Source organism: Kurthia sp. ISK08 (assembly GCF_046159805.1).
Classification (GTDB): domain Bacteria; phylum Bacillota; class Bacilli; order Bacillales_A; family Planococcaceae; genus Kurthia; species Kurthia gibsonii.
In genome coordinates this window covers 214,733-239,762 of sequence record NZ_JBJXHL010000002.1, presented here as the reverse complement: position 1 = coordinate 239,762, position 25,030 = coordinate 214,733, and the positions used below count along the sequence as shown (strand labels likewise).

The following is a 25,030-nucleotide window of genomic DNA, read 5'->3' as shown; positions in this document are numbered from 1 at the left end:
TTAAAAATTAACGACGTAATTGCTTAAATACTTTTTGGAAAGCTGCAATTGTTTGGTCGATATGTTGTTCTGTATGCGCTGTTGATACGAATACACCTTCGAATTGTGATGGTGGTAAGAAGATTCCTTCTTGTGCCATTAAACCATAGTATTCAGCGAATAATTCTAAATCAGATGTTTTCGCTGTATCAAAGTCGATTACTTTTTCATTTGTTAAGAAGTAACCAATCATTGAACCTGCACGATTCACTGTATGTGGAATATTGTATGTTTCAGCTGCTTCTCTAAAACCAGCTTCTAAACGATCCCCTAATTTTTCAAAGTGTTTATATGAATCCTCTGTTAAATGTTGAATCGTTTCAAGTCCTGCTGTCATCGCAAGTGGGTTACCTGATAGCGTACCTGCTTGATAGATTGGACCAGCTGGTGCGATTCGTTCCATAATATCACGACGACCACCGAAAGCACCTACAGGTAGTCCTCCGCCGATTACTTTACCAAGACATGTTAAATCAGGTGTTACACCGTAGTAACCTTGTGCTGAATGGTAGCCTACGCGGAAACCAGTCATGACTTCATCAAAGATTAATAGAGAACCTGCTTTTTTCGTCAAGTCACGTAAACCTTCTAAGAAGCCTGGAAGCGGTGGTACACAGCCCATATTTCCAGCAACCGGTTCAACGATTACTGCTGCAATCTCTTCACCGAATGCTTCAAATACTTGTTGAACTGCTTCTAAATTATTATAAGGAACTGTTAATGTGTTTTGTGCAATTGACATTGGAACGCCAGGACTATCTGGTAAACCAAGTGTCGCAACACCTGAACCCGCTTTGATTAATAGTGAATCACCATGTCCATGATATGAACCTTCAAATTTCAAGATTTTATCGCGACCTGTGAAACCACGTGCTGCACGAATGGCAGACATTGTAGCCTCTGTACCAGACGATACCATACGAATCATCTCAACAGAAGGTACACGACGAATCACTTCTTTCGCTAATTCGTTTTCAATACGTGTTGACGCACCAAATGATGTACCTGTTGTAGCAACTCGTTGAATCGCTGCTACTACGTCTGGATGTGTATGACCGATAATGAGTGGACCCCAAGATAAAACGTAGTCGATATAATCATTGCCATCGACATCTGTAATAATCGCTCCATGACCTTTTTCCATAACGATTGGCTCTTGTTTAACAGCTTTGAACGCACGAACAGGACTATTTACGCCACCAGGCATTAAATCTACTGCTTCTGCAAAAACTTTACGTGATTCTTCAAAAGAACGTGTCATCTCTATTTCTCCTCCAACCAACGTGCCGCATCTTTTGCATGGTACGTCATGATTAAATCTGCACCTGCACGTTTCATACTTAGTAATGTTTCTAAAACCGTTTGCTTTTCATCCATCCAACCATTTAATGCTGCTGCTTTGACCATTGCATATTCGCCTGATACATTGTAAGCAACAACTGGCATATCATGGTTATTACGTACATCACGTATAATATCTAAATACGATAATGCTGGTTTAACGATTAAGAAATCAGCGCCTTCTTCAACATCTGAAGCTGCTTCACGCATCGCTTCTAAACGATTTGATGGGTCCATTTGATACGTTTTACGATCACCAAACTTTGGTGCCCCATCTGCTGCTTCACGGAAAGGTCCATAGTAAGCAGAAGCATATTTTACTGCATAGGACATAATCGGTGTATCTTCAAATCCAGCTTCATCTAATCCTTTACGAATCGCCGCAACAAAACCATCCATCATGTTTGAAGGTGCGATAATATCAGCACCTGCTTTTGCTTGTGAAATAGCTGTTTGTGCTAATAAATCAAGTGAAGGATCATTTAAAATACGTTCATCTTCTGACACAACACCACAGTGACCATGCGATGTATATTCACATAGACATGTATCTGCAATGACCATGACTTCAGGATAGTTCTCTTTTACAAAGCGAATCGCTTTTTGAATAATCCCATGATCATGATAAGCTTCTGACCCAACTGCGTCTTTCTCAGCAGGTAAACCGAATAAAATAACAGAAGGAATACCTAGGGCAACAACCTCATCCATTTCCTCATGTAAACGATCTAATGAGAATTGATAAATTCCCGGCATAGAAGCGACAGGGTTTTTAACATTCTCGCCTTCCATTACAAAAATAGGGTAGATGAAATCTTCTTTATGTAGATACGTTTCTTTTACCATTGCACGCATCGTTGCATTTTGTCGTAAACGTCTGTGTCTTTTAAATTGTAAGTTTGTCATATTAAGATTCCTTTCTTCTTGCGATTTCTTCAATTACCTGTTGCATCGTGTATGTTTTTGGCTGGATAATATCCCATGCACCAAGTGCGATTAATGCTTTTTCGGTTACATGACCAATCGCTGCCACTTGGATTTGTTCCCAATCGTGTAGAGGTAATATTTCCTCAGCATACACACGCACAGCCGAGGGACTTGCAAAAACAACCGTACAATTTTTATGTTGAATTTGCTCTTTCAATTCTGGAATTGACTTTTTTGTTGGACGTGTTTCATAAATTGTCCATGTTTCTACTCGACATTTGAGACCATTTGGAATCGTGTCTTTCGCCATCGAACCTCGCATAAATAGACAGGTCGTTTCAGGCTGTAAAAAACGATTAAACTCTTTCACCATTGTATCTGCACTATACGTTGTCGGAACAAAGTGAATTGAAAAACCTGCCATTTCTAAAGCTTCGGCTGTTTTTTCACCCACAACTGCAATTCGCTGTTCTATCCACAAACTTGCATCCTGTTCATATTGTTCCATTTTTCTAATGAATGCATGTACTGCATTTTGACTTGTAAAAATTAGCCAATCTACTTGCTGACTACGCTGCAAAAATAAGCCATCATCATTTGACTGTACATCGGCCACTTCAATCAAAGGTAAATGAAGTGCTTCTCCACCTAGCGCCTCGATTTGTGACTGAGCTTGACCTGTAATCGAGGTACCTGTTAATACAATGGTATCATGTTGAAGCGGTTGATTATTGCTCATTTTGCTCCGCTTTTACTTTTTGAATCAATTCATACGCACCTTGCTCAGTCAGTTGTTTTGCTACTACTTCTCCTACTGTTTTTGCATCTGTGTGTGTGGCTTTTTCATGGTAGAAGACAGAAGCATCTGGTGCAGCAACAAGTCCTTCAAAATGTAATTGCCCTGCTTCATATGTTGCGTATCCAGCGATTGGCACTTGACATCCACCATCCATCGCTGCTAAAAAAGCACGTTCTGCATGTGCTGTTTCCCAAGTCGCTTGGTCTGTCATTTTTGCCAATGCCGCTAACAATTCGGCATCATCTGCTCGACATTCAATTCCTAAAGATCCTTGTCCTACAGCAGGCACACAAAGATCAGTTGATAAATATTCAGTTACAACATCATCTGACCAACCAAGTCGTTTTAAACCAGCAGCAGCCAAAATAATCGCATCATATTCGCCAGCTTCTAATTTAGCTAAACGTGTGTCTACATTTCCACGAATCCATTTAATCGTTAAGTCTGGGCGTGCTTTTAATAATTGAGCACTACGACGTAAGCTTGATGTACCGACAACCGCACCTTCTGGTAAATCCATGAATTTTACATGATTTTTTGAGATGAAGGCATCACGCGCATCTTCACGTTTTGGAATACATCCAATAACTAAACCTTCTGGTAAAACCGCTGGCATATCTTTCATACTATGTACAGCGAAATCAATCTCTTGGTCGAATAAGGCTTGTTCAATCTCTTTTACAAACAAACCTTTTCCGCCAACTTTTGATAACTGTACATCTAAAATACGATCGCCTTTTGTCACAATCTCTTTGACCTCAAATTCAAACGGTGCACCTGTTTTCTTTAATTCTTCGATGAACCAATTTGTTTGAGTTAAGGCTAACTTACTTCTTCTTGAACCAACAATAATTTTACGCAAAATAATCCTACCCTTCTGTTAATACCAAAAATGGAAACCTGATAAGCTACTTCCTAAAAAGAAATTAATAATAACCAATAAAAAGGCACATATGTTGACCCATGCCAATCGAATTGAATGTAGTTGATCGCGACGATTCAATAACACAATCATACAATAGACAAACAATGTAATGAATGAACCGATGATTTTTACATCAAATACATTTAAATTATCGACGGTGATATAAGCCCACATAAACCCTAAAATCAGACTGATAAAAAGAATGGGAATCCCAATTACCATTGCCCAATTTGAACTACTTTCTGCTTGTCCAAGCGATGGTAGCCTCGTCCACTGCTTCGTCCATTTTTTCTTTTTTAATACATTGTATAAAATAACGTACAATGTCGAAAAGACAAAAGATAATGAAAAAGCAACATAAGACAAAATCGCAAACATCACGTGAATAAATAATAACTCAGAAACTAAATTCTCACCTACAGGTGATTGCGCCACTTGGTTTGGTGCAAATGTATGAATAACCATAAAGATAAACCCGAGAATATTAATAAAGAATACAGGTAAATCGGCTCGATAAACACAATGCAGTAAAATCGAGATGGATACTAATAACCAACTATAAAAATAAATCCCTTCAAATAGTGTCAGAATCGGGAATCGATGCGTTTGAATAATATATACAATTAAAAAAGCTGATTGTAAAATCCAAACAACCGAAACAAACCAAAAAGCGATTCGACGTGACTTTGCATCTTTTTTTAAATAATCTACAAAGTAAAAAATTATCCCGATTGCGTATAGCACAACGATTGCTTCGTGCAATCGGGTCATTGCTAAATCGGTCATATACGACGCTCCTTATATATCATGAAAAAAACGCTCTCGCATCTATATTTTAACACATAGATACGAAAACGTTCTTAAATCAGCTCTTAAAAAGTAAATTTAGGTTCTGCAACGGCTTCTTCTGCTACTCGTTTTTGATAGCGCTCTTCTGATTGTAGTTGCTGTTGCTCAATTTGAGCCTGTGTATCTTCTTCAATCCCAAAAATACGTTGGAACAGTTCCAATTGCTTCGCTGCATTTGGAGAACCTGCCAATTCTTTTGCTTGTAGAATTGGTTCTTTTAATAATTGGTTGACGATTGATTTGGTATGCTTACTTAAAATTTTTCGTTCACGATCTGTTAAATTCGGCATTTTATTTTCAATACTTTGCATTGTTTCAGCTTGAATTGTCGCCGCTTTTTGACGCAATGCTGAAATAACTGGAACAACGCCAAGTGTTCCCATCCAATCTTTGAATTCATGGATTTCTGTATCAATCATCTGTGTAATTTCGTTAGCAGCACGTTCACGTTCTGCTAGGTTCGCTTCGACAATTCCTTGTAAATCATCAATATCATATAAGAAAACACTTTGAAGTTCACTAATTTTCGGATCAATATCACGTGGTACTGCGATATCTACCATGAATAGAGGCTTCCCTTTGCGCATCTTCTCCACATAACGCATTAAATCATAATCAATGACATAATCTTTTGCACCAGTTGATGTAATCAAAATATCTGCCTCAAGTAATGTACATTGTAATTCTTGCATCGACTTCGCTGTACCTTGGAATTTATCAGCCAGTATTTCTGCCTTTTCCATCGTACGATTGACAACAGTTACTTTTCCTACACCACTACCATATAAGTTTTCCATAGCAAGTTCGCCCATCTTACCAGCACCAAGAATTGCGACATGTGTTTTGTCCAGTGTATTGAAAATTTTCTTTGCAAGCTCAACAGCTGCATACGATACAGATACTGCATTTTCACCAATCGCCGTTTCGCCATGTGCTTTTTTCGCAAACGTTACACTTTGTTTAAATAAACGATTAAACAATGTCCCTGTTGTGCCAATTTGTTGTGCCTCTAAGAAGCTATGCTTTACTTGACCAAGAATTTGTGTTTCTCCTAGAACCATTGAATCAATTCCAGAAGTCACTTTGAATAAGTGTTGCATCGATTGATCATTTTCACGAATGTAAAGATGATTTTCGAATTCTGCAACCGGCATATTAAACCAATTCGCTAAAAATTGTTTAATATAATGACGACCAGTATGTAGTTGATCAACGACAGCATACACTTCTGTACGATTACATGTCGAAACAATTACATTCTCTAATATACTTTTTTCATTTTGTAATGCTCGCATTGCCTCAGCTAGTGCTTCTTCTGTTATTGAGAATTTTTCACGAACTTCGACAGGAGCTGTTTTGTAGTTCAAGCCTACTACAATTGTATGCATGACGTCATACACCTCTCACGTTCTATAATTATCGTCTATGATTATACCATACTCTGTCACTTTATATTTACAAAGTCTTATATAATTGCGATTACTGTCATATTTATATACAATCCAGCATATTTCCAGAATCATTTTAACAAATTCAGTTACGTTCTTCAAACAGGTTGTTTACAAATTGTTGTAATGTCTCGTTTCTCTCTTCGTCTGTCATATGAACATATATCTCATTCGTCACTTCTTCAAGTACTTCTTTTTGTCCTTTATACTGCACGCGTACATGCTGTAAAAAAGCAATGTAGCTTTCATAATGCGCATCAAACTGTTGTGACAACTGCTTTTTGATTTTCCTAGAAAAAATTGGACTTGCACCGTTTGTTCCAATACTTAAAACAAAATCACCACGCTGTACAACTGCCGGTAGTACTCCATTCCCTTTTTTTGCGTCATCTACTCGACAAATAATTGCTTGGCTATCTTGTTGAATTTGTTCGTTCACTGTCGTTTGATTCGTTGCAGCTATCACCAATTCATATTGTGCTGCCTCACCTAATTCATACAATCTTTTATGTAATGATATTTGTTGTTCCGTTAAATAATGTTCAAATTCAGGTAATAGTTGTTGCGCAATCACCGTAACTTGTCCTCCTGCTTCTACAAGTGTACGACATTTTCGATAAGCAATCTTACCACCGCCCACAATTAAAATGCGAATCTGTTCACTATTCAAATAAATTGGTATTTGTCCCATAGCAATCCCCTTTTTAGATGTGAAAAAGCAGATCAAGTGGTATCACTTCATCTGCTTGTTCTTTACATACGTTTTTCAATTTCTGCCCATGCTTCGTCAAATCCCATACCTGTTTCAGATGAGAAAAGAATGAGTGGATCAGATGGGTCCATATCAAGTGTCTCTTTTACCACTTTTTTATGTTGCGCCCATTTTCCTTTTTTCACTTTATCTGCTTTTGTCGCAATGATAATGCAAGGAATGTTGTAATGCTTTAAGAAATCGTACATCATGCAATCATCGTCTGTTGGTTCATGACGTAAATCAACAATCTGCACAACCGCTTTTAATATTTCACGACTTGTAAAATATTCTTCAATCATTTTTCCCCATGCTTCACGCTCTGATTTTGATACTTTCGCATAACCATAGCCTGGAACATCTACGAAAAATAGTTGTTCTTCAATTTTATAAAAGTTTAGTGTTTGTGTTTTACCTGGTTTTGATGAAATACGTGCTAAACTTTTACGACCAATCATCTTGTTAATAAAAGATGATTTACCGACATTTGAGCGACCTGCAAGTGCAAATTCTGGATACCCGTCCTCTGGGTACTGATTTGGTCGAACTGCACTGATGACCATCTCGACATTATGGACTTTCATGTTATTCTTTCCCTCCGTCTAACGCTATTTTCAATACCTCGTCAGCGCTTGACACTAGCTTAAATGTTAGCTCTTTTCGTACACTCTCTGGTATATCTTCAATATCCGCTTCGTTTTTCTTTGGAACGATAATCGTTGTTAAACCAGCGCGGTGCGCACTTAACGACTTCTCTTTTAAACCACCGATTGGTAGAACACGTCCGCGAAGTGTCACTTCACCCGTCATACCAACTTCTTTACGGACGGGTGTTTCCGTAATCGCTGATACAAGAGCTGTTACCATCGTTACACCTGCTGATGGACCATCTTTTGGTACAGCGCCTTCTGGTACGTGAACATGAATATCATGCTCATCAAAGTAAGATTGCTCTACCTTTAATAAGTCTAATTTAGAACGGACAAAAGATAAAGCAGTTTGTGCAGATTCTTTCATCACATCACCTAATTTACCTGTTAAGATGAGTTTTCCTTTACCTGGTGTAATCGATACTTCGATTTGTAATGTATCGCCACCAACTGTTGTGTAAGCAAGACCTGTTGCTACACCAATTGGATTTTCTTCTTCCATTTGACCATGCGACACTTTACGTTTACCTAAGTAGTCCGCTACATTTTTCGCTGTAATAACAACTCGTTTCTTTTCTTCCATGACGATTTGCTTCGCTGCTTTTCGACATACGGATGCAAGTGTACGCTCTAACCCTCGAACACCCGCTTCTCGCGTATAGTAACGAACGATTTCCTTTAAACCATCTTCTCTAAATTGAATTTGTGATTTTTTCAAACCGTTTTCTTCAATTTGTTTAGGTGCTAAATGGTTTTTCGCAATTTGAATTTTCTCTTGTTCTGTATAACCGCCAATTTGAATGACTTCCATACGGTCATAAAGCGGTCCTGGAATACTACTTAAATCATTTGCTGTCGCGATAAATAAAACATTTGATAAATCGTATGTTTCTTCAATATAGTGATCACTAAATGTGTTATTTTGCTCTGGATCTAACACCTCTAACATCGCTGATGAAGGGTCTCCGCGGAAATCATTCGACATTTTATCAATCTCATCTAGTAAAAATACAGGGTTAATCGTTCCTGCTTTTTTCATTCCTTGAATAATACGTCCTGGCATAGCACCAATATACGTTCTACGGTGACCTCGAATTTCTGATTCATCACGTACGCCACCTAATGAAATACGCACAAATTCACGATTTAAAGAAGTCGCAATCGATTTAGCTAGTGATGTCTTACCTACTCCTGGAGGTCCAGCTAAGCAAAGAATCGGGCCACGTAATGAATCTTTTAATTGTGTCACTGCTAAATATTCTAAAATACGATCTTTTACTTTTTCAAGACCATCGTGATCATGGTCTAAAATATCTTTTGCTTTTTTAATATCTTTACGATCTTTTGTCTTTTTAGACCAAGGTAAATCAATCAACCAATCTAAATAGTTACGAATGATACCACTTTCAGCTGCTTGTGCTGGCAAACGTTCATAGCGCTTCAACTCTTTTAGTGCTGCTTTTTCAGCATGTTCAGGCATTTTCGCTTCGATAATTTTTTTCTTTAATTCATCAACCTCAGATATTTTACCTTCTGTTTCACCCAATTCATCTTGAATCGCCTTCATTTGCTCACGTAAATAAAAATCTTTTTGAGATTTTTCAACGGAACGTTTCACTTTTGTATGGATTTTTTTCTCCACATTTAAAATTTCCTGTTCATTAAAAATACGTTGAACAAGAATTTCTAATCTTTTTTGAACGTCAATTGTACGTAAGATTTCTTGTTTTGCAACCATTTTCAATGGCAAATGACTTGCAATAGTATCAGCTAGTAGACCAGGCTCTTCAATTTCTTCTGATGTTTCAATGACTTCAGGAGAAATTTTGCTTGAAGCTTTCACATAGCGTTTAAAAGCATCTAATAAAGTACGCATCAACGCTTCTAATTCAACAGTTAATGTCGGATCGTCTTCAAATACTTCTACATCAACTACCGTCATTTTTTCTTCTTCGATATAATCAATAGCTTGCGCACGACAAATACCTTCTACTAATACACGTGAGGCGCCATTTGGTAGCTTGATTAATTGCTTAATTTTCACGAGTGCGCCCATACGATAAAAATCATCTGAGTCTGGTGATTCTTTTGCAATTTCTTTTTGTGTTACAACATATAGGATACTGTCATCATTTAGCGCTTGTTCTACAGCTGCAGTTGATTTTTCACGACCCACATCAATATGTAACAGCGTTTTAGGATAGATTACTAGACCTCTTAGAGGCAGCAATGGAATTCGATACGTTCTCAATTTTGTTGTCATGCAAACTTGCACCTCCACATAAACTTTAACACTTTATTCATTAAAAAAACTGACTTCAAAACAGTGCAATATAAGCACTCCATCGAAGTCAGCTAAAATCCTTTTAAATTAGGCTGATGTTTTTTCGTTATCTGAATCTTTCACTTCAGTGCCATCTTCTAATAAAAGTTTTGGATGAGCCTTTTCAGTAAGTGTTTCTTTCGTAATTATACATTTCGCAATGTCATCACGAGATGGTAATTCAAACATCACATCAAGCATTACATTCTCAATAATCGAACGTAATCCACGAGCACCTGTTTTACGTTCAATCGCAAGTTTTGCAATTTCGTATAATGCATCTTTTTCGAACTCTAATTGTACATTATCCAATTCAATCATTTTTTCATATTGTTTTGTTAATGCGTTTTTAGGTTCTGTTAAAATCTGTACAAGTGCATCTTCGTCTAATTGCTCTAAACTTGCCAATACTGGTAAACGACCGATAAATTCTGGAATTAAACCAAATTTTAATAAGTCTTCAGGAATCAGATGTTTCATTAAGTTTTTATCATCTGTTTCTTGTTTATCCGCAGTACCGAAGCCGATTACTTTTTGACCCATACGACGTTTAATAATTGACTCGATTCCATCGAAAGCTCCACCTACGATGAATAAGATATTCGTCGTATCAATTTGTAAAAATTCTTGGTGTGGATGTTTGCGACCACCTTGTGGCGGAACGCTTGCAACCGTACCTTCTAGAATTTTTAGTAAGGCTTGTTGAACACCTTCACCAGATACATCACGTGTGATTGATGGATTTTCAGATTTACGTGCGACTTTATCGATTTCATCGATATAGATAATGCCACGCTCTGCTTTTTCGATATCATAATCCGCAGCTTGAATTAACTTTAAAAGAATATTTTCAACATCTTCCCCAACATAACCTGCTTCTGTTAATGAAGTCGCATCTGCAATGGCAAATGGCACATCAATAATACGTGCAAGTGTTTGAGCTAGTAATGTTTTACCACTACCAGTAGGTCCGATTAAAACAATGTTTGATTTAGATAATTCTACGTCGTCCACTTTACTTTTTGAGTTGACGCGTTTGTAGTGATTATATACCGCAACAGATAGGGCTTTTTTAGCACGCTCTTGTCCAATTACATAACTATCCAAAGTACCTAAAATTTCTTTCGGTGTTGGAATGTCTTTCAGTTCAATTTCTTCTTCTGTTCCTAACTCTTCTACAACGATTTCTGAACATAAATCAATACATTCGTCACAGATGTAGACACCAGGACCAGCTACAAGTTTACGTACTTGCTCTTGTGGTTTCCCACAGAATGAACATTTTAAATTACCGTTTTCATCATTAAATTTGAACAATTATTTCACCCCTATTCAAGCAACAATATTACAAGACTCTATTAATATTATCAAACATTACGTCTTGCTTGTCTATTATTAACTCTTTTTTTCTGTGTTATGTACAGGTTATTTTTTAACTATGATAAAAACAAGGTATGGGAAGTCCATACCTTGCTCCATTCGTGCATCGTATTTAAGCAAATTCGACTTACGAACTTGTTAAATCTTACTCAGAAATTTTAGCTTGGTCAACTAAGAACTCAACTGTATTTTGGATTTTGATGTCGTGTTCTAAGATGCTAGTACCGCCTAAAGCAGCTTTGATTTGTTCAGCGTCCATGTTGAATTGTGCTGACATTTTTTCTAATTCTGCTTCAAGAGCTTCTTCTGTTACTTCAAGAGCTTCAGCTGCTGCGATTGCTTCAAGTACTAATGAAACGCGTACGCGGTTTTCAGCGTCAGACTTCATTTGCTCGCGTAATGCTGCTTCGTCTTGACCAGAGAATTGGTAGTAAAGATCAAGATTCATACCTTGTGTTTGTAAACGTTGTTCGAATTCTTGTAACATACGGTTGATTTCTGTTTGAATCATACCGTTTGGAATGTCGATTTTAGCATTTTCAGCTGCTTTTTCAACTAATTCGTCACGTAATGCAGTTTCAACTGACATTTCTTTTTCAGCTTTCGCTTGTTCAGTTAACTTTGTACGTAATTCATCTAAAGTTTTTACTTCAGCATCGATTTCAGTTGCTAATTCATCGTTAAGCTCTGGAAGTTCTTTTGCTTTTACTTCGTGAACTGTCACTTTGAATGTAGCTGGTTTACCAGCTAATTCAGCTGCATGGTATTCTTCTGGGAATGTAATTTCGATATCTTTAGATTCGCCAGCTTTTACGCCTACTAATTGCTCTTCAAATCCTGGGATGAATGAACCAGAACCGATTTCAAGTGCGTAGTTTTCGCCTTTTCCGCCTTCGAATGCTTCACCTTCGTGGAAACCTTCGAAATCGATTACAGCAGTATCGCCGTTTTCAATTGCAGCATCTTCTTTAACTACAAGTTCAGCAAGACGTGCTTGGTGACCTTCGATGATTGCATTGATTTCTTCTTCTGTTACTTCAGTAGAACCTTTTTTCACTTCTAAGCCTTTGTATTCGCCAAGTTCAACTTCTGGACGTAATACTAATTTAGCTGTGAATGTGAATGGTTCGTTTTTCTCGATTTTTTCGAAATCGATTTCTGGTTGATCTACTGGCTCAACACCTGCTTCGATTAGAGCTGTTGGGTAGTTTTCGTTGATTAAAATTTCAAGTGCATCTTGGTATAAAGATTCAACACCGAATTTTTTCTCGAACATTGCACGAGGCATTTTACCTTTACGGAAACCTGGTACGTTGATTTGTTTTACTACTTTTTTAAATGCTTGATCTAATGCAGCATTTACTGTTTCAGCAGGAAGCTCAACTGTTAATAAACCGTTGTTTCCTTCTTGTTTTTCAAATTTAACTGACATGAATATAACCTCCAAAAATAAATTCAAAGTGCTTTAAAAGCGTTCGTTATTACGACTTTGACAACTGTTTTAGTATATCATAGTTCTACATAGTTTCAACAGATTTCATACTTCTGGTATATCTGAAAATTTTTCAAGTTGTTGGATGAGTTCCATCACCTTGTTATCTGTTTCACTTTCATCGGATATTTCTTGTCCTAATAAAGAATGAACATAATGAATATATCCCTCTGATACCTTTTCAGCAGAAGCCCCAAACCATTCAAAAGGATAAGTAACTAAAATGTGACGTGTCAAAACATATTGTACCATTTCTAATGTGCTACTTTCCTTCTCTAGCCGTTCATTTACGATTTTTTTTACAGATTGTGTGACAGGCAGCTCATCTGGAGTAGGTAATGTCATTGGATTAACTGTAAGTGTTTGCTCAAACTTACGAATTGTTAAGTCACCATTCACCTCTTGCTCTACTAATAAGCAAAGTGCCACACTGCGAACAATCGGATGTACTTCTTCCGTTTCAATGATTGTGCGAATTTCATCTATTAAAGGTCGAACGTTCATTTCTGATAAAGATTGAAGACGATGCAGCTGTTCGTATACAGGTAAGTGTAAAAAAACATCTAATGATAACACGACCTCTGCTACTTCTTCCTCTATACTTTGTTCCGAATGCGATAACTTTAATAACTTTTCACTCAAATTATAAATACTTGTGAAACGTTCAATTGAAGAGTTTGGCACAACATTTTCTTCCAATAAAGAACGAACAATCTGTTGTACATGCTGAAAATCGCGTAGCTCCATACAAATTGATAAGTACAGCTCCATTGTTTCAATATATTGACTTGGTCCTTGTGCTAATAGAGACTCCACTACTTCTCTAGCCTGTTCAAATTGTCTTGTTTCGTGTAAACAGTAGGCGTACACATGAAGCGTATGTTCATCCATTTCCTCGTATTGAAGAATATCTTGAAAACATTGAATAGCCTCATGATATTCAAACTTCTCAGCATGCGCGTGACCCTGTTGAAGAAGTCGTTCCACCGTTCCAGGAAACATGACGATTTTTTCGTTCTGATATATCTTCTGTTTTCTTTTCAACTTCGTCACTCTCCCCATTCTTCCATAGTTTATCATATGTGCTTTTACTGAACACGCAAAATCATGAAACAATTCATGTTGGTAGGTTTACAACGTTTTCGTCGGGGTATTTTATTATTAGAAATTCCCTTATTGGTGAAATGAGATTGTGTTCAACCCCAATGGCTCACTCGGCATTCCCCTTCTGAGTGAGCTTACATAGACCCTCTATATAAATAGAATCTATTCCCCAAAACTTTACTCAGATGTAATACCTGAGTCCCCACCCGTGCTTTAGGAGAAGCAACGTCCTCTAAAGCATTTTTATTTTGCCTCAACAAATGTATTGAAACAACAAAAAACGACTTCATGAGAACATTCTCATGAAGTCGTTTTATTCATTTCGGCTTAGTATACGATACCGTATAATGCTTTGATGTGTGATAAGTAACGAATGTTTGAAGCTTCTTTCATCAATGTTGCTGGTAAGCCACGTAATTCAGTGTTGCTTCCACCGACAGTTGCTACAGCATCTTTACGACCTAAAGAAGCTAATGTACCAGAGTTAACTGGAGTGAAGTCATTCATTTCACTACCTTTTAAGTATGCGAATACATTGTATCCAACTAATTCGCCCATTTGCCAAGCATTTTGAGCTGTTGGAGGGTATGGACGATCCGTTTCTTTGTTTGCACCTGGAGGGTATGCAGCTGCAGCGTCACCTACTACAAATACATCTTTATGTGATTCTGATTGTAGGAAGTCGTTTACTACTGCTTTACCACGGTTACATACAAGACCTGATTCTTCTACGATTGGGTACTGAGCTACGCCACCAGTCCAAACAAGTGTGTTTGCAGTAATTGTTTGACCGTCTTTAAGAGAGATCACGTTACCTTCAACACCTGTTACAGGAAGGCCTGTTAAGAACTCTACACCACGATTTTCAAGCGATTTTGTTGCGCGCTCGATTAACTCGTCTGGTAATACAGGTAAGATTTTTGGACCTGCTTCAACTAGCTTGATTTTTAAATCTGCTGGTTGTACGCCGTATTTAATTGCTTCTTTCGTCATGTGGTCAACGATTTCACCAACAAGCTCAACACCTGTTAAACCACCGCCGCCGATTACGATTGTAGCATCTGCTTCATTGCGAGTTTTTGCGTATTCTTTAATACGACCAATGATGTGCTCGCGAATTTTGTTTGCATCTTCAACTGATTTAAGAACCATTGAGTTTTCTTCTAATCCTGGGATACCGAAGAAACCTGTTTTAGAACCTACAGCTACTACTAATACATCATAAGTTAAAGTTTCGCCAGTTGATAATTTAACTGTTTTGTCGTCAGCTGAGAATGCATCAGCTTTTGCGATTTTAATGTTGATGTCTTTTCCTTTGAAAAGTTTAGAAAGTGGGAATGCTACCGCTTTCTCTTTAATAGTACCGCCAGCTAAACGGTGTAATTCAGTGATGATTTGGTGAGTTGGGAATTGGTTCACAACTGTGATTTCTACTTCTTCTTTAGTTGCAAATTGACGTAACGTTAATGCAGATAATACGCCGCCATAACCTGCACCTAGAATGACGATTTTTTTTGACATTATAGTTAAACCTCCATGTTACTAAGTGTTTTAAAAATTATTTTGAAGCTTTGTTTTCTTTTGAAACTTCTAAGAATGCGTTTGCGAAACGGAAGACACCTTGTACTTGTGGGTCTTTTAACAGTTTTAAAATACCGAATAAACCGATTGTTTCGTTGCTTTCAGCAGCACGATCTTTTGCTTCAATTGCAGTAGCAGCAAGTGATTTAGCAGAGTTTACGACTGGTTGAGCCATTTCTGTTACAGCACCAACAGCATCGCTGCGGAATACATCATCAGTAGCTAAAGTTTGTGCTACGTCATATGCTTTTGTTAAAGTTGTTACCATTTCTGTTAACTTTGGTAATTGGTCCACTAGTTGAGTTAGTGATTCTTGTACTTCAGGTTTTAATAATTGATCTAAAACGTCTAATTGTTGTTGGCTTACTGCCGGTTGTACTGATTGAGTAGTCTGTTCTGACATATCCAATTCTCCTTTACAATAGCTATTTCTTCTGTCGGGAATTCCCGAACGTTTTACTTACATAAGAGTCATATTATTCATACAATTCTCATCTTACTATTACATGATGCCATGTAATGGTAGCAACTGCAACATCTGTTTTCTAGACATATTTATTGCTTTTAAACACCTATAAACTAAAGGACTATACTGTCATATTTCTTTAATACCCTTTTTCGATTTATCATAAAAATATATGACGTATTTTTATTGAAAAATGAGAAAAATTCATATAAAAGAAAGAGAATTTCGAACTTAAATTTTATAGTGTGTTCACTTCATTTATAGCTTCCATGTTGCATTATACACCTCAATTTCAGGAATTCCAATAGAACTGAAAGCTTTTTTTCGCTCAACTATTCTATGACTTTGTTCAAAGTTTCACAAATCCTCACAACCATGCGTTTTCACGCCACTTTTTATTCTTAAAAAAATATTTTATCATTAAAGAATCTTAGACGTTCTAAATGATTTTCTCACCCTTTTCCCTAAGAAAACATGTATATATCTTATAAAGCTTACACAAAAATGTCACTTGCCTTTTTCATTAAAAAAAGTGATACAAACCTTGTATTCTCAACATTCTGAAATGTTAAAATGTGTTTAAATACTATAAAAAAACTTCCATACACAGATGAAAGTTTTCTTACTTTATTTAATAATTTGTTTGCGTAAAAAATAGGCAATAATCGGTTGAATAACGAATAAAATATAAAAAGCACGAAATACTTGATATCCCGCAACAATTGATAAATTTGCATGAATCGCATGCGCAATTGCCCCCATTTGATCCATACCACCTGGCGCTAAACTCAAAAGTGCTGTCGCGTAATCTAAATGATTTACTTGTGCAAAAATAATACCTAGTAGCATCGCTACAATAAATAATGCAGCTGCACTTGTTACAGCGAGCGCAATCGTCCGTCCTTTTTGCTCTAACTCCCTCGGTTTCATCATCATGCCGATATTAATCCCAATCATGAGTTGTGCAAATGACAAAATCGGATTCGCTAATTCCACTCCTACGACGCCTATGTTTTGTAAAATAGCGGTAACGAGCGCTGGTACAAGTAAAAAAGCAGTCGGAAATTTATATTTTTTACCTATAAAGGCTAATAATATACAAATAAGTAGAATGAGCACTGTTTCAAATGACATCCATTCCGATACATGCTCTGTTTGTGTCGGGACTGTTGTTAAATGAAACGTTGTCAATAGTAGTGGCATTCCAATGACAATAAATAATAAACGAATTGTCTGTGTCACCGTGACAACAGTTAAATTCACACTTTTCATTTCCTCAGCCATCATAATGATTTGCGTCATACCGCCTGGAATACTGCTTAGGAGTGCTGTAGGGTAGTTCACTGCTGACTTCTTTGATACAACCCATGCAATGCCCGCACTAAGTAAAATAAGTAAAGTCGTCATGCCAAACATATATGGTAATTGCCTGCCAATCTCTCGTACAGCCTCTCCTGTAAGTGCTTGACCGATTGTATAACCAATTAACACCATTCCAATACTTTTATACGATTTAGGCCAATAAAACCATTCTGAACGTAAACTATTACCTATCAAAACAAAGAGTAATGGTCCGAGTAGCCACGGTACAGGTATATGAAGTTTTGAAAATAGTAATCCTCCACATATGCCGACAATTGCTGTAAGTAAAATTCTTTGAAGTTTCAAAATCTCGTCGCCTCTTTTCAACTTTTACGTTATCACATTCTTTCGTGACTGAAAATAGTTGATATTTATTTAATCGGTGTAAGTCGTTCGAGTAATTGCTGACTTTGTAAATCGAGACCCGTAAACGTGACATGTACTCCTTCTTGTTCCAATTGATTCTTTATTTCAAGAACTTTCGTCACTGCGGTTTCATCCCAAATACGACTATTTGAAAAATCAAATTCTAACTTCTTTCCTTGAAAGTTTTCTACAATAGGTGCTAACTTTTCAGCTGAGGCAAAAAAGAGTGGACCTGTAATTGTGCATGTTTCACCTGTTAGTAAAAAAGTCGGCGTTGCGCTTTTCACCATGAAACGAATCGCACTCATCAACACGCCCACACCTACACCAATCGCTAAATTATGCGTTGCCAAAATCACTATTACAGTTGTAATCATAATGAAGCTCTCTGATTTTGGTGCTTTTCGTATGAAGCGAATCGTTTTAAAGTCAAATGTCGTAAAACTCACCATTATCATAACTCCTACTAAAACAGGCATCGGAATTTTAGAGACGACATCACCAAGAACCAATATTAAAAATAATAAAAAGACACCTGCTGTTAATGTAGATAGTCGACCTCGACCACCTGACTTTACATTGATGATAGATTGACCGATTAAAGCACAACCAGCCATACCACCGAAAAAGCCATTTACAATATTTGCGATTCCTTGACCGCGTGATTCTTTATTTTTATTTGACGTAGTTTTTGTATAACCGTCTAAAACTTGTGCAGTAAGTAAAGATTCAAGTAATCCAACAACTGCCAGTGCTAAAGCATACGGTAAAATAATTTGGAGTGTTTCAAAATTCAAAGGAATATCTGGTAAGAAGAATGTCGGTAATGTTGTTGGCATTGTGCCTAAATCACCAATTGTCAGTAATGAAAAGTTCCCAAATATCGCGAGCGATGTCATGATAACAATCGCAATGAGTGGTGCTGGAATTATTCGAATAAATCTTGGTATCACATAAACTAGAATCAATGTAACGATTGCAAAAGCATAAGTTGCAACTGAACCATTCTTTAAATATGGTAATTGCGCTAAGAAAATCATAATGCCTAGTGCATTAACGAATCCTAACATGACTGAATTAGGTATGAAGCGCATTAGTCTTGCAACTCCAAAAATCCCCATAAAAAACTGTATAATACCCGTTAAAATTGTTGCAGCAAGTACATATTGTAACCCGTGATTCGCCATTAGCGTGACGAGTATGAGCGCCATTGCTCCAGTCGCTGCAGAAATCATTGCGGGTCTTCCTCCGACAAAAGCCGTCATGACAGCCATTGTAAATGAAGCGTAGAGTGCGACTTTCGGATCGACACCGACAATGAACGAAAAGGCTAGAGCTTCTGGAATTAGCGCTAAACCTACTACAACCCCTGCTAAAATATCAGCACGAATAGATGAAAACCATTGTTCTTTTATAACCTGCAAAAAAATCACCTTTCTCATATGGAATAAAAATAGCGTACAATAGAAGTAATCGTAACAAAAAAAGTTTCATAAGTATATACTTTTGGGAAGGAGATTATTATGCGATATGGTTATAAAAGACCAACTGTTTGTGATAACGACGTTACACAACAGTTGGTACAAGTAAATTTGGATGATGTACATGAAGAGAAGCACGGTTTAGCAAAAAATAGAGAGGTATTTGAAGAACTTCTCATGCAATTAACAACAGAGGATGAGTTATATGTTCAAAACATTGAGGTGTTGGCAGATTCTACACAACAATTAATCGACGTCCTACAAATTGCTGAACGAGATGAATTTACAATTATTTTCTTGGACGAATGTATGTGTTCAACAGAATTATTTAAAAAATCATTATTAGATGGTTTACGTTACTTTTCGAAATTACAATCTATCTTTAAACGCCATGCTTCAACTTTCGCATTACAAGAGGCAAAAAAACGCGGAACTGTTATTGGGAGACCTAAAAAGTCAGATGTACAGATGCAACGTGCAATTGAAATGTATTATAGTAAACAATATACATTACACCAAATTAAAGAAGAAACAGGTATTTCAAAATCAACGCTCTATCGTCAACTCGATCAATAAAATAGGCATAATAAATGGGTTGAGACAAAACATTTCACTTTCCTTTTTAGCGTTTGCAACGAAAAACTGGAACCGCGCTACAGCACGATTCCAGTTTTTCTTATGTTCATGTGGGATGGTGTTTTTTACACGTATGTCCCAACCTGTTTTTTTAAATGTCCCAGATAGGAATTGAACCTACGACCTACAGCTTAGGAGGCTGTTGCTCTATCCTACTGAGCTACTGAGACAGTATACAACAGATAAAGTATATGCCTCTTTTTTAAAGCTTTCAAGAGTAATTCTATTACTTTTTACGTTCTGCTGCATATTCAGCTGTTGCTGTAAATACAACATCTGATGAAGAGTTTAATGCGGTTTCACAAGAATCTTGAACAACACTAATAATTAAACCCACACCAATTACTTGAACTGCTAAATCATTCGGAATACCAATTAAACCACATGCTAATGGAATTAATAATAATGAACCACCTGGTACACCAGAAGCACCTGCAGCTGAAATTGCTGTGACAACCATTAGGATGATTGCTGTTGCGATATCTACATGCACATCTAGTGTATAAGCAGCTGACATCGTTAAGACAGAGATTGTAACTGCTGCCCCAGCCATATTAATTGTTGCACCTAAAGGAATCGACATAGCATACGTATTTTTATCTAAACCAAGCTTTTCACATAGCTCCATATTCACTGGAATATTTGCTGCCGAACTACGTGTAAATAACGCTGTTAAACCACTCTCTCTTAAAGATGCCCATACTAGCGGATATGGATTACGACGTGCTACAACGAAAACGATAATCGGGTTGATAACAAGTGCAATTAATAACATAGAACCTACTAAAATAATAATTAATGTACCATAGTGTTTTAATTCACCAAAACCACTTGTTACGATTGTATTATACATAATCCCAATAATACCGAATGGTGCTAAGTTAATTACCCAGTGAACTACTTTTGAAACAGCTTCTGATAAGTTCGTGATTACTGTTTTTGTTGTACTGCTTGCCGCTTTTAACGCTAACCCTAAAACAATTGCCCATGCAAGAATACCTATGTAATTTGCATTGATTAATGCGTCTACTGGATTCGATACGATATTATTTAAAAGCGTCTCCATAACACCCCATACATTCTCAGGTGGCTGCAAATCTGCTTCCACTTCTTTAAATGTTAATTTAACAGGGAATAATTTAGCGGCAATTACACCGACTGCTCCTGCAATGAATGTTGCAAATAAATATAAGAACACGATGCCCTTCATATTTGTTTTTTGTCCACTTACATGGCTTGTCAATGCATTAATAACTAATACAAAAACTAAAATTGGTGCTACTGCTTTTAATGCACCTACAAACAATGTACCAAGCATCGCTAACCAAGTTGCACTTGGGAAGGCAACTGCTAAAACTGCACCGAGGATGATCCCCATAACGATACGTAGAACAAGACTTGTATCACTCCACTTTTGAAATAAATTCCCCATATTTTTTCCTCCAAAATTATACAAATATAAATAATAAATTCATTTTTCCACCTGAGAAAACACAATGTATTCCCATAGAATACAGTTTAACATAAACAATTTAAGTTTTATAGATTATTTTTTATATTAGAATATATTTTTTTCGTTTTTTCTTTTTACATAATTAATTATTCTGTAAAAACAAAATATTTTACACTATTTAAAAAGTGTAAAACTGAAAAAATAAAGTTCTTTTGAACTAATATTTATATACTCTTTTAAATTTATGTGTATTTTTTTACAAACATATCTACATGTTTATTCATTTTTTAAAAAAAATTACATAAATACAGTATTTTAAACACGATTTTTACATTCAACAATGGTACTATAGATACAAATATAAAAAATAGGGGTGTTTTCCATGTTTTTCTTAAAATCAAAAGCAGCCACAGCTACATTGCAAACGAATGTAGAGCATGTTGGTATTTCATTAACCGATTCAGACTATCTGTTACAACTCGATATGATTGATTTAAAAAAACATGATTTGCAAATCGTTCAGGCACTTCATTCTTATATGTTGCCGCATATGCCAAAAATTGTAGAACATTTTTATAAAGCGATTTCTACTCCACCGCATCTGGCTAAAATGATTCAAAATCATAGCTCAGTTGAACGACTAAGCCAAACACTTTATGGTCATATTGAGCAAATGTTTGCTGGTAAAATTGATGCGGCATATATTCAAGCACGAAAACAAGTAGCACATGCCCATGTGAAAATTGGTTTATATCCTAAATGGTATTTAGGTGCTTTTCAAAAATTGGAATATGAAGTACGCCAAATTATAAAAACGCTTCCAATACCTATACATGAACAGTTCCAAGCAATCGATGCATTCGGTAAAATCTCTAGTTTTGAACAACAACTCGTTTTAGAAGAGTACAATCGTTATTCCGATCAATTAATTGAACAACAGCGAGAAGAAGTGAACCGGAAAGTACGAGAAGATTTAGGCTCTGTTGCTGACCATTTAAATACGCAAGCATCTCATACATCAGAAGCTGTAAATGAATTAATGAATCATACTGTCTGTGTAGAAAATAGCGTGAAAACAACTGTAAAGGAATCTTTAGATACGAAAGAAGCATCTGATAAGGGACTTGCACAAATGCAGCACCTAAGTGAACAAACTGAGGCAATCCATGTTAAGACAAATGAAATGACTTCGATGGTTCAGGCATTGAATAATTCTTCTACTGAAATGAAAGATGTGATTGAAATGGTTAAATCAATTGCAAACCAAACGAATTTACTAGCACTTAACTCTGCAATTGAAGCTGCGCGTGCTGGAGAACATGGAAAAGGTTTTGCAGTTGTTGCTGAAGAAGTACGTAAATTAGCCGATCAAACAAAAACATCTGTTGAGCAAATTGCTCTCTTAATAGAAGAATCCAATGAAGTAACAAGTGAAGTTGTGGAAGTGATTCATCAAATCCAACAACTTGTAATCCAAGGTACAGAACAAAATGAAGTGCTCAAAGAATCCTTTGATGATATTTCAAGTAATATTACAAAAACGATTGGTGATATTAAGGAAGTTGGCGAACAAGTAAGTGAATTAGCAAGCGGTATTTCTTCCATGTCTTCCACTTCAAGCGAACTACGAAATTCAGCGAAAGAACTAAATGATACGATTCATGCATTTTAAAATAAAAATGAGGTACCGCTTAATCGCGATACCTCGTTTTTTTAGTCTTCTAATTTTAAAGATTTTGTAGTTGATGCATGTAATTCTTTGAATAGAGCTTCATCTTCCACTAATTGTTTACCGTATGAAGGAATCATCTCTTTAATTTTTGGTTCCCATTCGTTCATTTTTTCTGGGAAACATTTGTTAATTACATCTAGCATAACTTGTACAGCTGTAGAAGCACCTGGTGAAGCACCTAATAAAGCTGCTACTGAACCATTTGCGCCAGTGATTACTTCTGTACCGAATTGTAGTGTACCTTTACCCTTGTCTGTGTCTTTGATTACTTGAACACGTTGACCAGCGATAACGATTTCCCACTCTTCATCTTTTGCTTGTGGAACGAATTTACGTAATTCTTCCACACGTTGTTTTTTATTTAACATTAATTGTTGAATTAAGTATTTTGTTAAGCCCATTTCTTTTGCACCACATGCAAGTAACGTGAAAATGTTATTCGGCTTAATTGATGTGAATAAGTCTAAGTTTGAACCTGTTTTTAAGAATTTTGGAGAGAATCCTGCGAACGGTCCAAATAATAAAGCTTTTTTACCATCGATATAGCGTGTATCTAAGTGAGGTACTGACATTGGAGGAGCACCTACTTCAGCTGTACTGTACACTTTACCGTGATGTTGATCTGCTACTTCTTGGTTATTACATACTAACCAAAGACCACTTACAGGGAAACCACCGATGTGTTTACTTTCAGGAATACCTGTTTTTTGTAATAAGTGTAAGCTACCGCCACCAGCACCTAAGAATACAAACTTCGCTGTTTGCGTAATGATTTTACCATCAGCTGTTTTCACTTTTACTTCCCAACGACCGTCAGCATTTTGTTTAATGTTTTCAACTGAAGCATTATAAGTTGCTTCTACACCATCTTGTTCTTCAAGACTAGACATTAAAATACGTGTTAATGAACCGAAGTTAACATCTGTACCTGATTCAATACGTGTTGCAGCGATTGGCTCGCTACTTGTACGACCATTCATGATTAATGGAATCCATTGTTTTAATGTTTCTTGATCTTCTGAGTATTCCATTCCATCGAATAAATGGATTTTTGACAGTGCTTCAAAACGCTTTTTAAGGAATGCTACATTATCTTCGCCTTGTACCATACTTAAGTGTGGAATTGGTTTAATGAATTCTTCTGGTTTTTGGATATGACCATTTTCCACTAAATAAGACCAAAATTGACGTGACACTTGGAATTGTTCATTTACGTTGACTGCTTTAGAAGTTTCAACAACACCATTTTTTTCAGGCGTGTAGTTTAACTCACATAATGCCGAGTGACCTGTACCCGCATTATTCCATTCATTCGAACTCTCAAGGCCTGGTTTATCAAGTTTCTCAAATACTTTAATGTTCCAGTCTGGTGCTAATTCTTTTAAAATTGTACCGAGAGTTGCACTCATGATACCAGCACCAACTAAAATAACGTCAGTCGAAGTTTGTTTGTTACTCATGCTTACCATCCTTATATACTAAATTTTGCCGAAAAAATGTATGCGCTAACACAAAGGGTCTTAACAAATTACATACTTACTACATTGCATACAATTTTCAATATCAAAAATATCCTTTTCCTAGTGTATCACAATTATTTTTAGAATAACACTAGACCGAAACAAGTGATAATTCTGTGAACAAGAATCAACAAAAAACATACATAACATAGATTTTTTTACCATTTAACTAACATAAATTGTGAATATATAATGGAAAAAATGTGATAAAAAGCGAAGAATAGACATTCATTTTTTGAATGACTGTTCATCAAGTTTGTTCAATGACCTTGTTTTTTCACTTAAATTTATTATGAAATGTAGCAATTAAAGTTATATAACGATATAAATTCACATAGGTATAACGTCTTATTTTCCAACAAATTACCACTGCTCTATAACAGATAGACTAATTTTAGAAAATTT

The 25,030-nt window shown here is 36.4% G+C and carries 20 protein-coding genes and 1 tRNA gene; 2 read left to right on the top strand and 19 right to left on the bottom strand.

The genetic code is table 11. The features are described 5' to 3' along the window. Positions 1 to 7: 7 nt before the first annotated feature. The 16 genes from hemL to ACKVQX_RS04680 form a co-directional block, all read right to left on the bottom strand. Complete coding sequence (gene hemL, locus ACKVQX_RS04755; RefSeq protein WP_068452236.1) at positions 8 to 1,300, bottom strand: glutamate-1-semialdehyde 2,1-aminomutase; 1,293 nt, start codon at positions 1,298 to 1,300, stop codon at positions 8 to 10. A gap of 2 nt (positions 1,301 to 1,302) precedes the next feature. Further along, the gene (gene hemB / locus ACKVQX_RS04750) at positions 1,303 to 2,286 is read right to left on the bottom strand and encodes a porphobilinogen synthase (RefSeq protein WP_068452233.1); all 984 of its coding nucleotides are present in this window, start codon (positions 2,284 to 2,286) and stop codon (positions 1,303 to 1,305) included. Between the two features lies 1 nt (position 2,287). After that, the gene (locus ACKVQX_RS04745) at positions 2,288 to 3,046 is read right to left on the bottom strand and encodes a uroporphyrinogen-III synthase (RefSeq protein WP_068452230.1); all 759 of its coding nucleotides are present in this window, start codon (positions 3,044 to 3,046) and stop codon (positions 2,288 to 2,290) included. Next, on the bottom strand, positions 3,036 to 3,968 hold the full coding sequence (gene hemC / locus ACKVQX_RS04740; RefSeq protein WP_068452227.1) for a hydroxymethylbilane synthase: 933 nt from the start codon (positions 3,966 to 3,968) through the stop codon (positions 3,036 to 3,038). Before hemC ends, ACKVQX_RS04745 begins: the two co-directional genes overlap by 11 nt. 18 nt (positions 3,969 to 3,986) lie before the next feature. After that, the gene (gene ccsA / locus ACKVQX_RS04735; protein WP_336663464.1) at positions 3,987 to 4,817 is read right to left on the bottom strand and encodes a cytochrome c biogenesis protein CcsA; all 831 of its coding nucleotides are present in this window, start codon (positions 4,815 to 4,817) and stop codon (positions 3,987 to 3,989) included. An 86-nt stretch (positions 4,818 to 4,903) separates the two neighbouring features. Continuing rightward, positions 4,904 to 6,268 carry a glutamyl-tRNA reductase gene (gene hemA, locus ACKVQX_RS04730; RefSeq protein ID WP_336663462.1) on the bottom strand — a complete coding sequence of 455 codons (1,365 nt, stop codon included), beginning with the start codon at positions 6,266 to 6,268 and terminating at the stop codon, positions 4,904 to 4,906. A gap of 145 nt (positions 6,269 to 6,413) precedes the next feature. Then, positions 6,414 to 7,019 carry a bifunctional precorrin-2 dehydrogenase/sirohydrochlorin ferrochelatase gene (locus ACKVQX_RS04725; protein WP_068452218.1) on the bottom strand — a complete coding sequence of 202 codons (606 nt, stop codon included), beginning with the start codon at positions 7,017 to 7,019 and terminating at the stop codon, positions 6,414 to 6,416. Positions 7,020 to 7,081: 62 nt separating this feature from the next. Beyond that, the gene (gene yihA / locus ACKVQX_RS04720; RefSeq protein ID WP_068452215.1) at positions 7,082 to 7,663 is read right to left on the bottom strand and encodes a ribosome biogenesis GTP-binding protein YihA/YsxC; all 582 of its coding nucleotides are present in this window, start codon (positions 7,661 to 7,663) and stop codon (positions 7,082 to 7,084) included. Between the two features lies 1 nt (position 7,664). After that, positions 7,665 to 9,992 (bottom strand): endopeptidase La, encoded by a 2,328-nt coding sequence (gene lon / locus ACKVQX_RS04715; RefSeq protein WP_409136055.1) that lies wholly within the window; start codon positions 9,990 to 9,992, stop codon positions 7,665 to 7,667. Between the two features lie 108 nt (positions 9,993 to 10,100). Then, a complete protein-coding gene (clpX, locus tag ACKVQX_RS04710) occupies positions 10,101 to 11,369 on the bottom strand; it encodes an ATP-dependent protease ATP-binding subunit ClpX (protein ID WP_068452210.1) in 1,269 nt (422 codons plus the stop codon). Between the two features lie 208 nt (positions 11,370 to 11,577). Then, positions 11,578 to 12,864, bottom strand: coding sequence for a trigger factor (tig, locus tag ACKVQX_RS04705; RefSeq protein WP_068452206.1), 1,287 nt, complete (start codon positions 12,862 to 12,864; stop codon positions 11,578 to 11,580). Between the two features lie 105 nt (positions 12,865 to 12,969). Beyond that, positions 12,970 to 13,968 (bottom strand): lipopolysaccharide assembly protein LapB, encoded by a 999-nt coding sequence (locus ACKVQX_RS04700; RefSeq protein ID WP_068452203.1) that lies wholly within the window; start codon positions 13,966 to 13,968, stop codon positions 12,970 to 12,972. Between the two features lie 387 nt (positions 13,969 to 14,355). Further along, positions 14,356 to 15,549 (bottom strand): NAD(P)/FAD-dependent oxidoreductase, encoded by a 1,194-nt coding sequence (locus ACKVQX_RS04695; protein ID WP_068452199.1) that lies wholly within the window; start codon positions 15,547 to 15,549, stop codon positions 14,356 to 14,358. A gap of 37 nt (positions 15,550 to 15,586) precedes the next feature. After that, positions 15,587 to 16,012 (bottom strand): DUF1641 domain-containing protein, encoded by a 426-nt coding sequence (locus tag ACKVQX_RS04690; protein ID WP_068452196.1) that lies wholly within the window; start codon positions 16,010 to 16,012, stop codon positions 15,587 to 15,589. A gap of 690 nt (positions 16,013 to 16,702) precedes the next feature. Beyond that, positions 16,703 to 17,743, bottom strand: coding sequence for an AbrB family transcriptional regulator (locus ACKVQX_RS04685; RefSeq protein ID WP_068452193.1), 1,041 nt, complete (start codon positions 17,741 to 17,743; stop codon positions 16,703 to 16,705). A 65-nt stretch (positions 17,744 to 17,808) separates the two neighbouring features. Further along, on the bottom strand, positions 17,809 to 19,227 hold the full coding sequence (locus ACKVQX_RS04680; protein ID WP_325943285.1) for a SulP family inorganic anion transporter: 1,419 nt from the start codon (positions 19,225 to 19,227) through the stop codon (positions 17,809 to 17,811). 99 nt (positions 19,228 to 19,326) lie between these two features. On the opposite strand from ACKVQX_RS04680, the gene ACKVQX_RS04675 reads away from it, so the two are divergent. Then, entirely contained in the window at positions 19,327 to 19,860 is a 534-nt protein-coding gene (locus ACKVQX_RS04675; protein ID WP_068452187.1) for a recombinase family protein, read from the top strand. A gap of 156 nt (positions 19,861 to 20,016) precedes the next feature. Here ACKVQX_RS04675 and ACKVQX_RS04670 read toward each other — a convergent pair. Together ACKVQX_RS04670 and sstT are read right to left on the bottom strand one after the other, a co-directional pair. Next, positions 20,017 to 20,090, bottom strand: a tRNA-Arg gene (locus ACKVQX_RS04670). Between the two features lie 56 nt (positions 20,091 to 20,146). Further along, positions 20,147 to 21,352, bottom strand: a complete 1,206-nt coding sequence (sstT, locus tag ACKVQX_RS04665; protein WP_325943284.1) for a serine/threonine transporter SstT — start codon at positions 21,350 to 21,352, stop codon at positions 20,147 to 20,149. Positions 21,353 to 21,755: 403 nt separating this feature from the next. Between sstT and ACKVQX_RS04660 the strand changes: the two genes are divergently transcribed. Continuing rightward, positions 21,756 to 23,045, top strand: a complete 1,290-nt coding sequence (locus tag ACKVQX_RS04660) for a globin-coupled sensor protein (RefSeq protein WP_068452181.1) — start codon at positions 21,756 to 21,758, stop codon at positions 23,043 to 23,045. Positions 23,046 to 23,086: 41 nt separating this feature from the next. On the opposite strand, the gene mqo is transcribed toward ACKVQX_RS04660, so the two are convergent. After that, the gene (mqo, locus tag ACKVQX_RS04655; RefSeq protein ID WP_325943283.1) at positions 23,087 to 24,565 is read right to left on the bottom strand and encodes a malate dehydrogenase (quinone); all 1,479 of its coding nucleotides are present in this window, start codon (positions 24,563 to 24,565) and stop codon (positions 23,087 to 23,089) included. Positions 24,566 to 25,030: the final 465 nt, after the last annotated feature.

Bases quoted from the DNA above. Each gene is read 5' to 3' on its own strand.
- ACKVQX_RS04745 (WP_068452230.1), bottom strand. From the start codon at position 3,046: ATGAGCAATAATCAACCGCTTCAACATGATACCATTGTATTAACAGGT.
- ACKVQX_RS04725 (WP_068452218.1), bottom strand. From the start codon at position 7,019: ATGGGACAAATACCAATTTATTTGAATAGTGAACAGATTCGCATTTTA.
- ACKVQX_RS04695 (WP_068452199.1), bottom strand. From the start codon at position 15,549: ATGTCAAAAAAAATCGTCATTCTAGGTGCAGGTTATGGCGGCGTATTA.
- ACKVQX_RS04660 (WP_068452181.1), top strand. From the start codon at position 21,756: ATGTTTTTCTTAAAATCAAAAGCAGCCACAGCTACATTGCAAACGAAT.
- mqo (WP_325943283.1), bottom strand. From the start codon at position 24,565: ATGAGTAACAAACAAACTTCGACTGACGTTATTTTAGTTGGTGCTGGT.
- ACKVQX_RS04690 (WP_068452196.1), bottom strand. From the start codon at position 16,012: ATGTCAGAACAGACTACTCAATCAGTACAACCGGCAGTAAGCCAACAA.
- ccsA (WP_336663464.1), bottom strand. From the start codon at position 4,817: ATGACCGATTTAGCAATGACCCGATTGCACGAAGCAATCGTTGTGCTA.
- sstT (WP_325943284.1), bottom strand. From the start codon at position 21,352: ATGGGGAATTTATTTCAAAAGTGGAGTGATACAAGTCTTGTTCTACGT.
- hemL (WP_068452236.1), bottom strand. From the start codon at position 1,300: ATGACACGTTCTTTTGAAGAATCACGTAAAGTTTTTGCAGAAGCAGTA.
- ACKVQX_RS04675 (WP_068452187.1), top strand. From the start codon at position 19,327: ATGCGATATGGTTATAAAAGACCAACTGTTTGTGATAACGACGTTACA.
- tig (WP_068452206.1), bottom strand. From the start codon at position 12,864: ATGTCAGTTAAATTTGAAAAACAAGAAGGAAACAACGGTTTATTAACA.
- lon (WP_409136055.1), bottom strand. From the start codon at position 9,992: ATGACAACAAAATTGAGAACGTATCGAATTCCATTGCTGCCTCTAAGA.
- hemB (WP_068452233.1), bottom strand. From the start codon at position 2,286: ATGACAAACTTACAATTTAAAAGACACAGACGTTTACGACAAAATGCA.
- yihA (WP_068452215.1), bottom strand. From the start codon at position 7,663: ATGAAAGTCCATAATGTCGAGATGGTCATCAGTGCAGTTCGACCAAAT.
- hemA (WP_336663462.1), bottom strand. From the start codon at position 6,268: ATGCATACAATTGTAGTAGGCTTGAACTACAAAACAGCTCCTGTCGAA.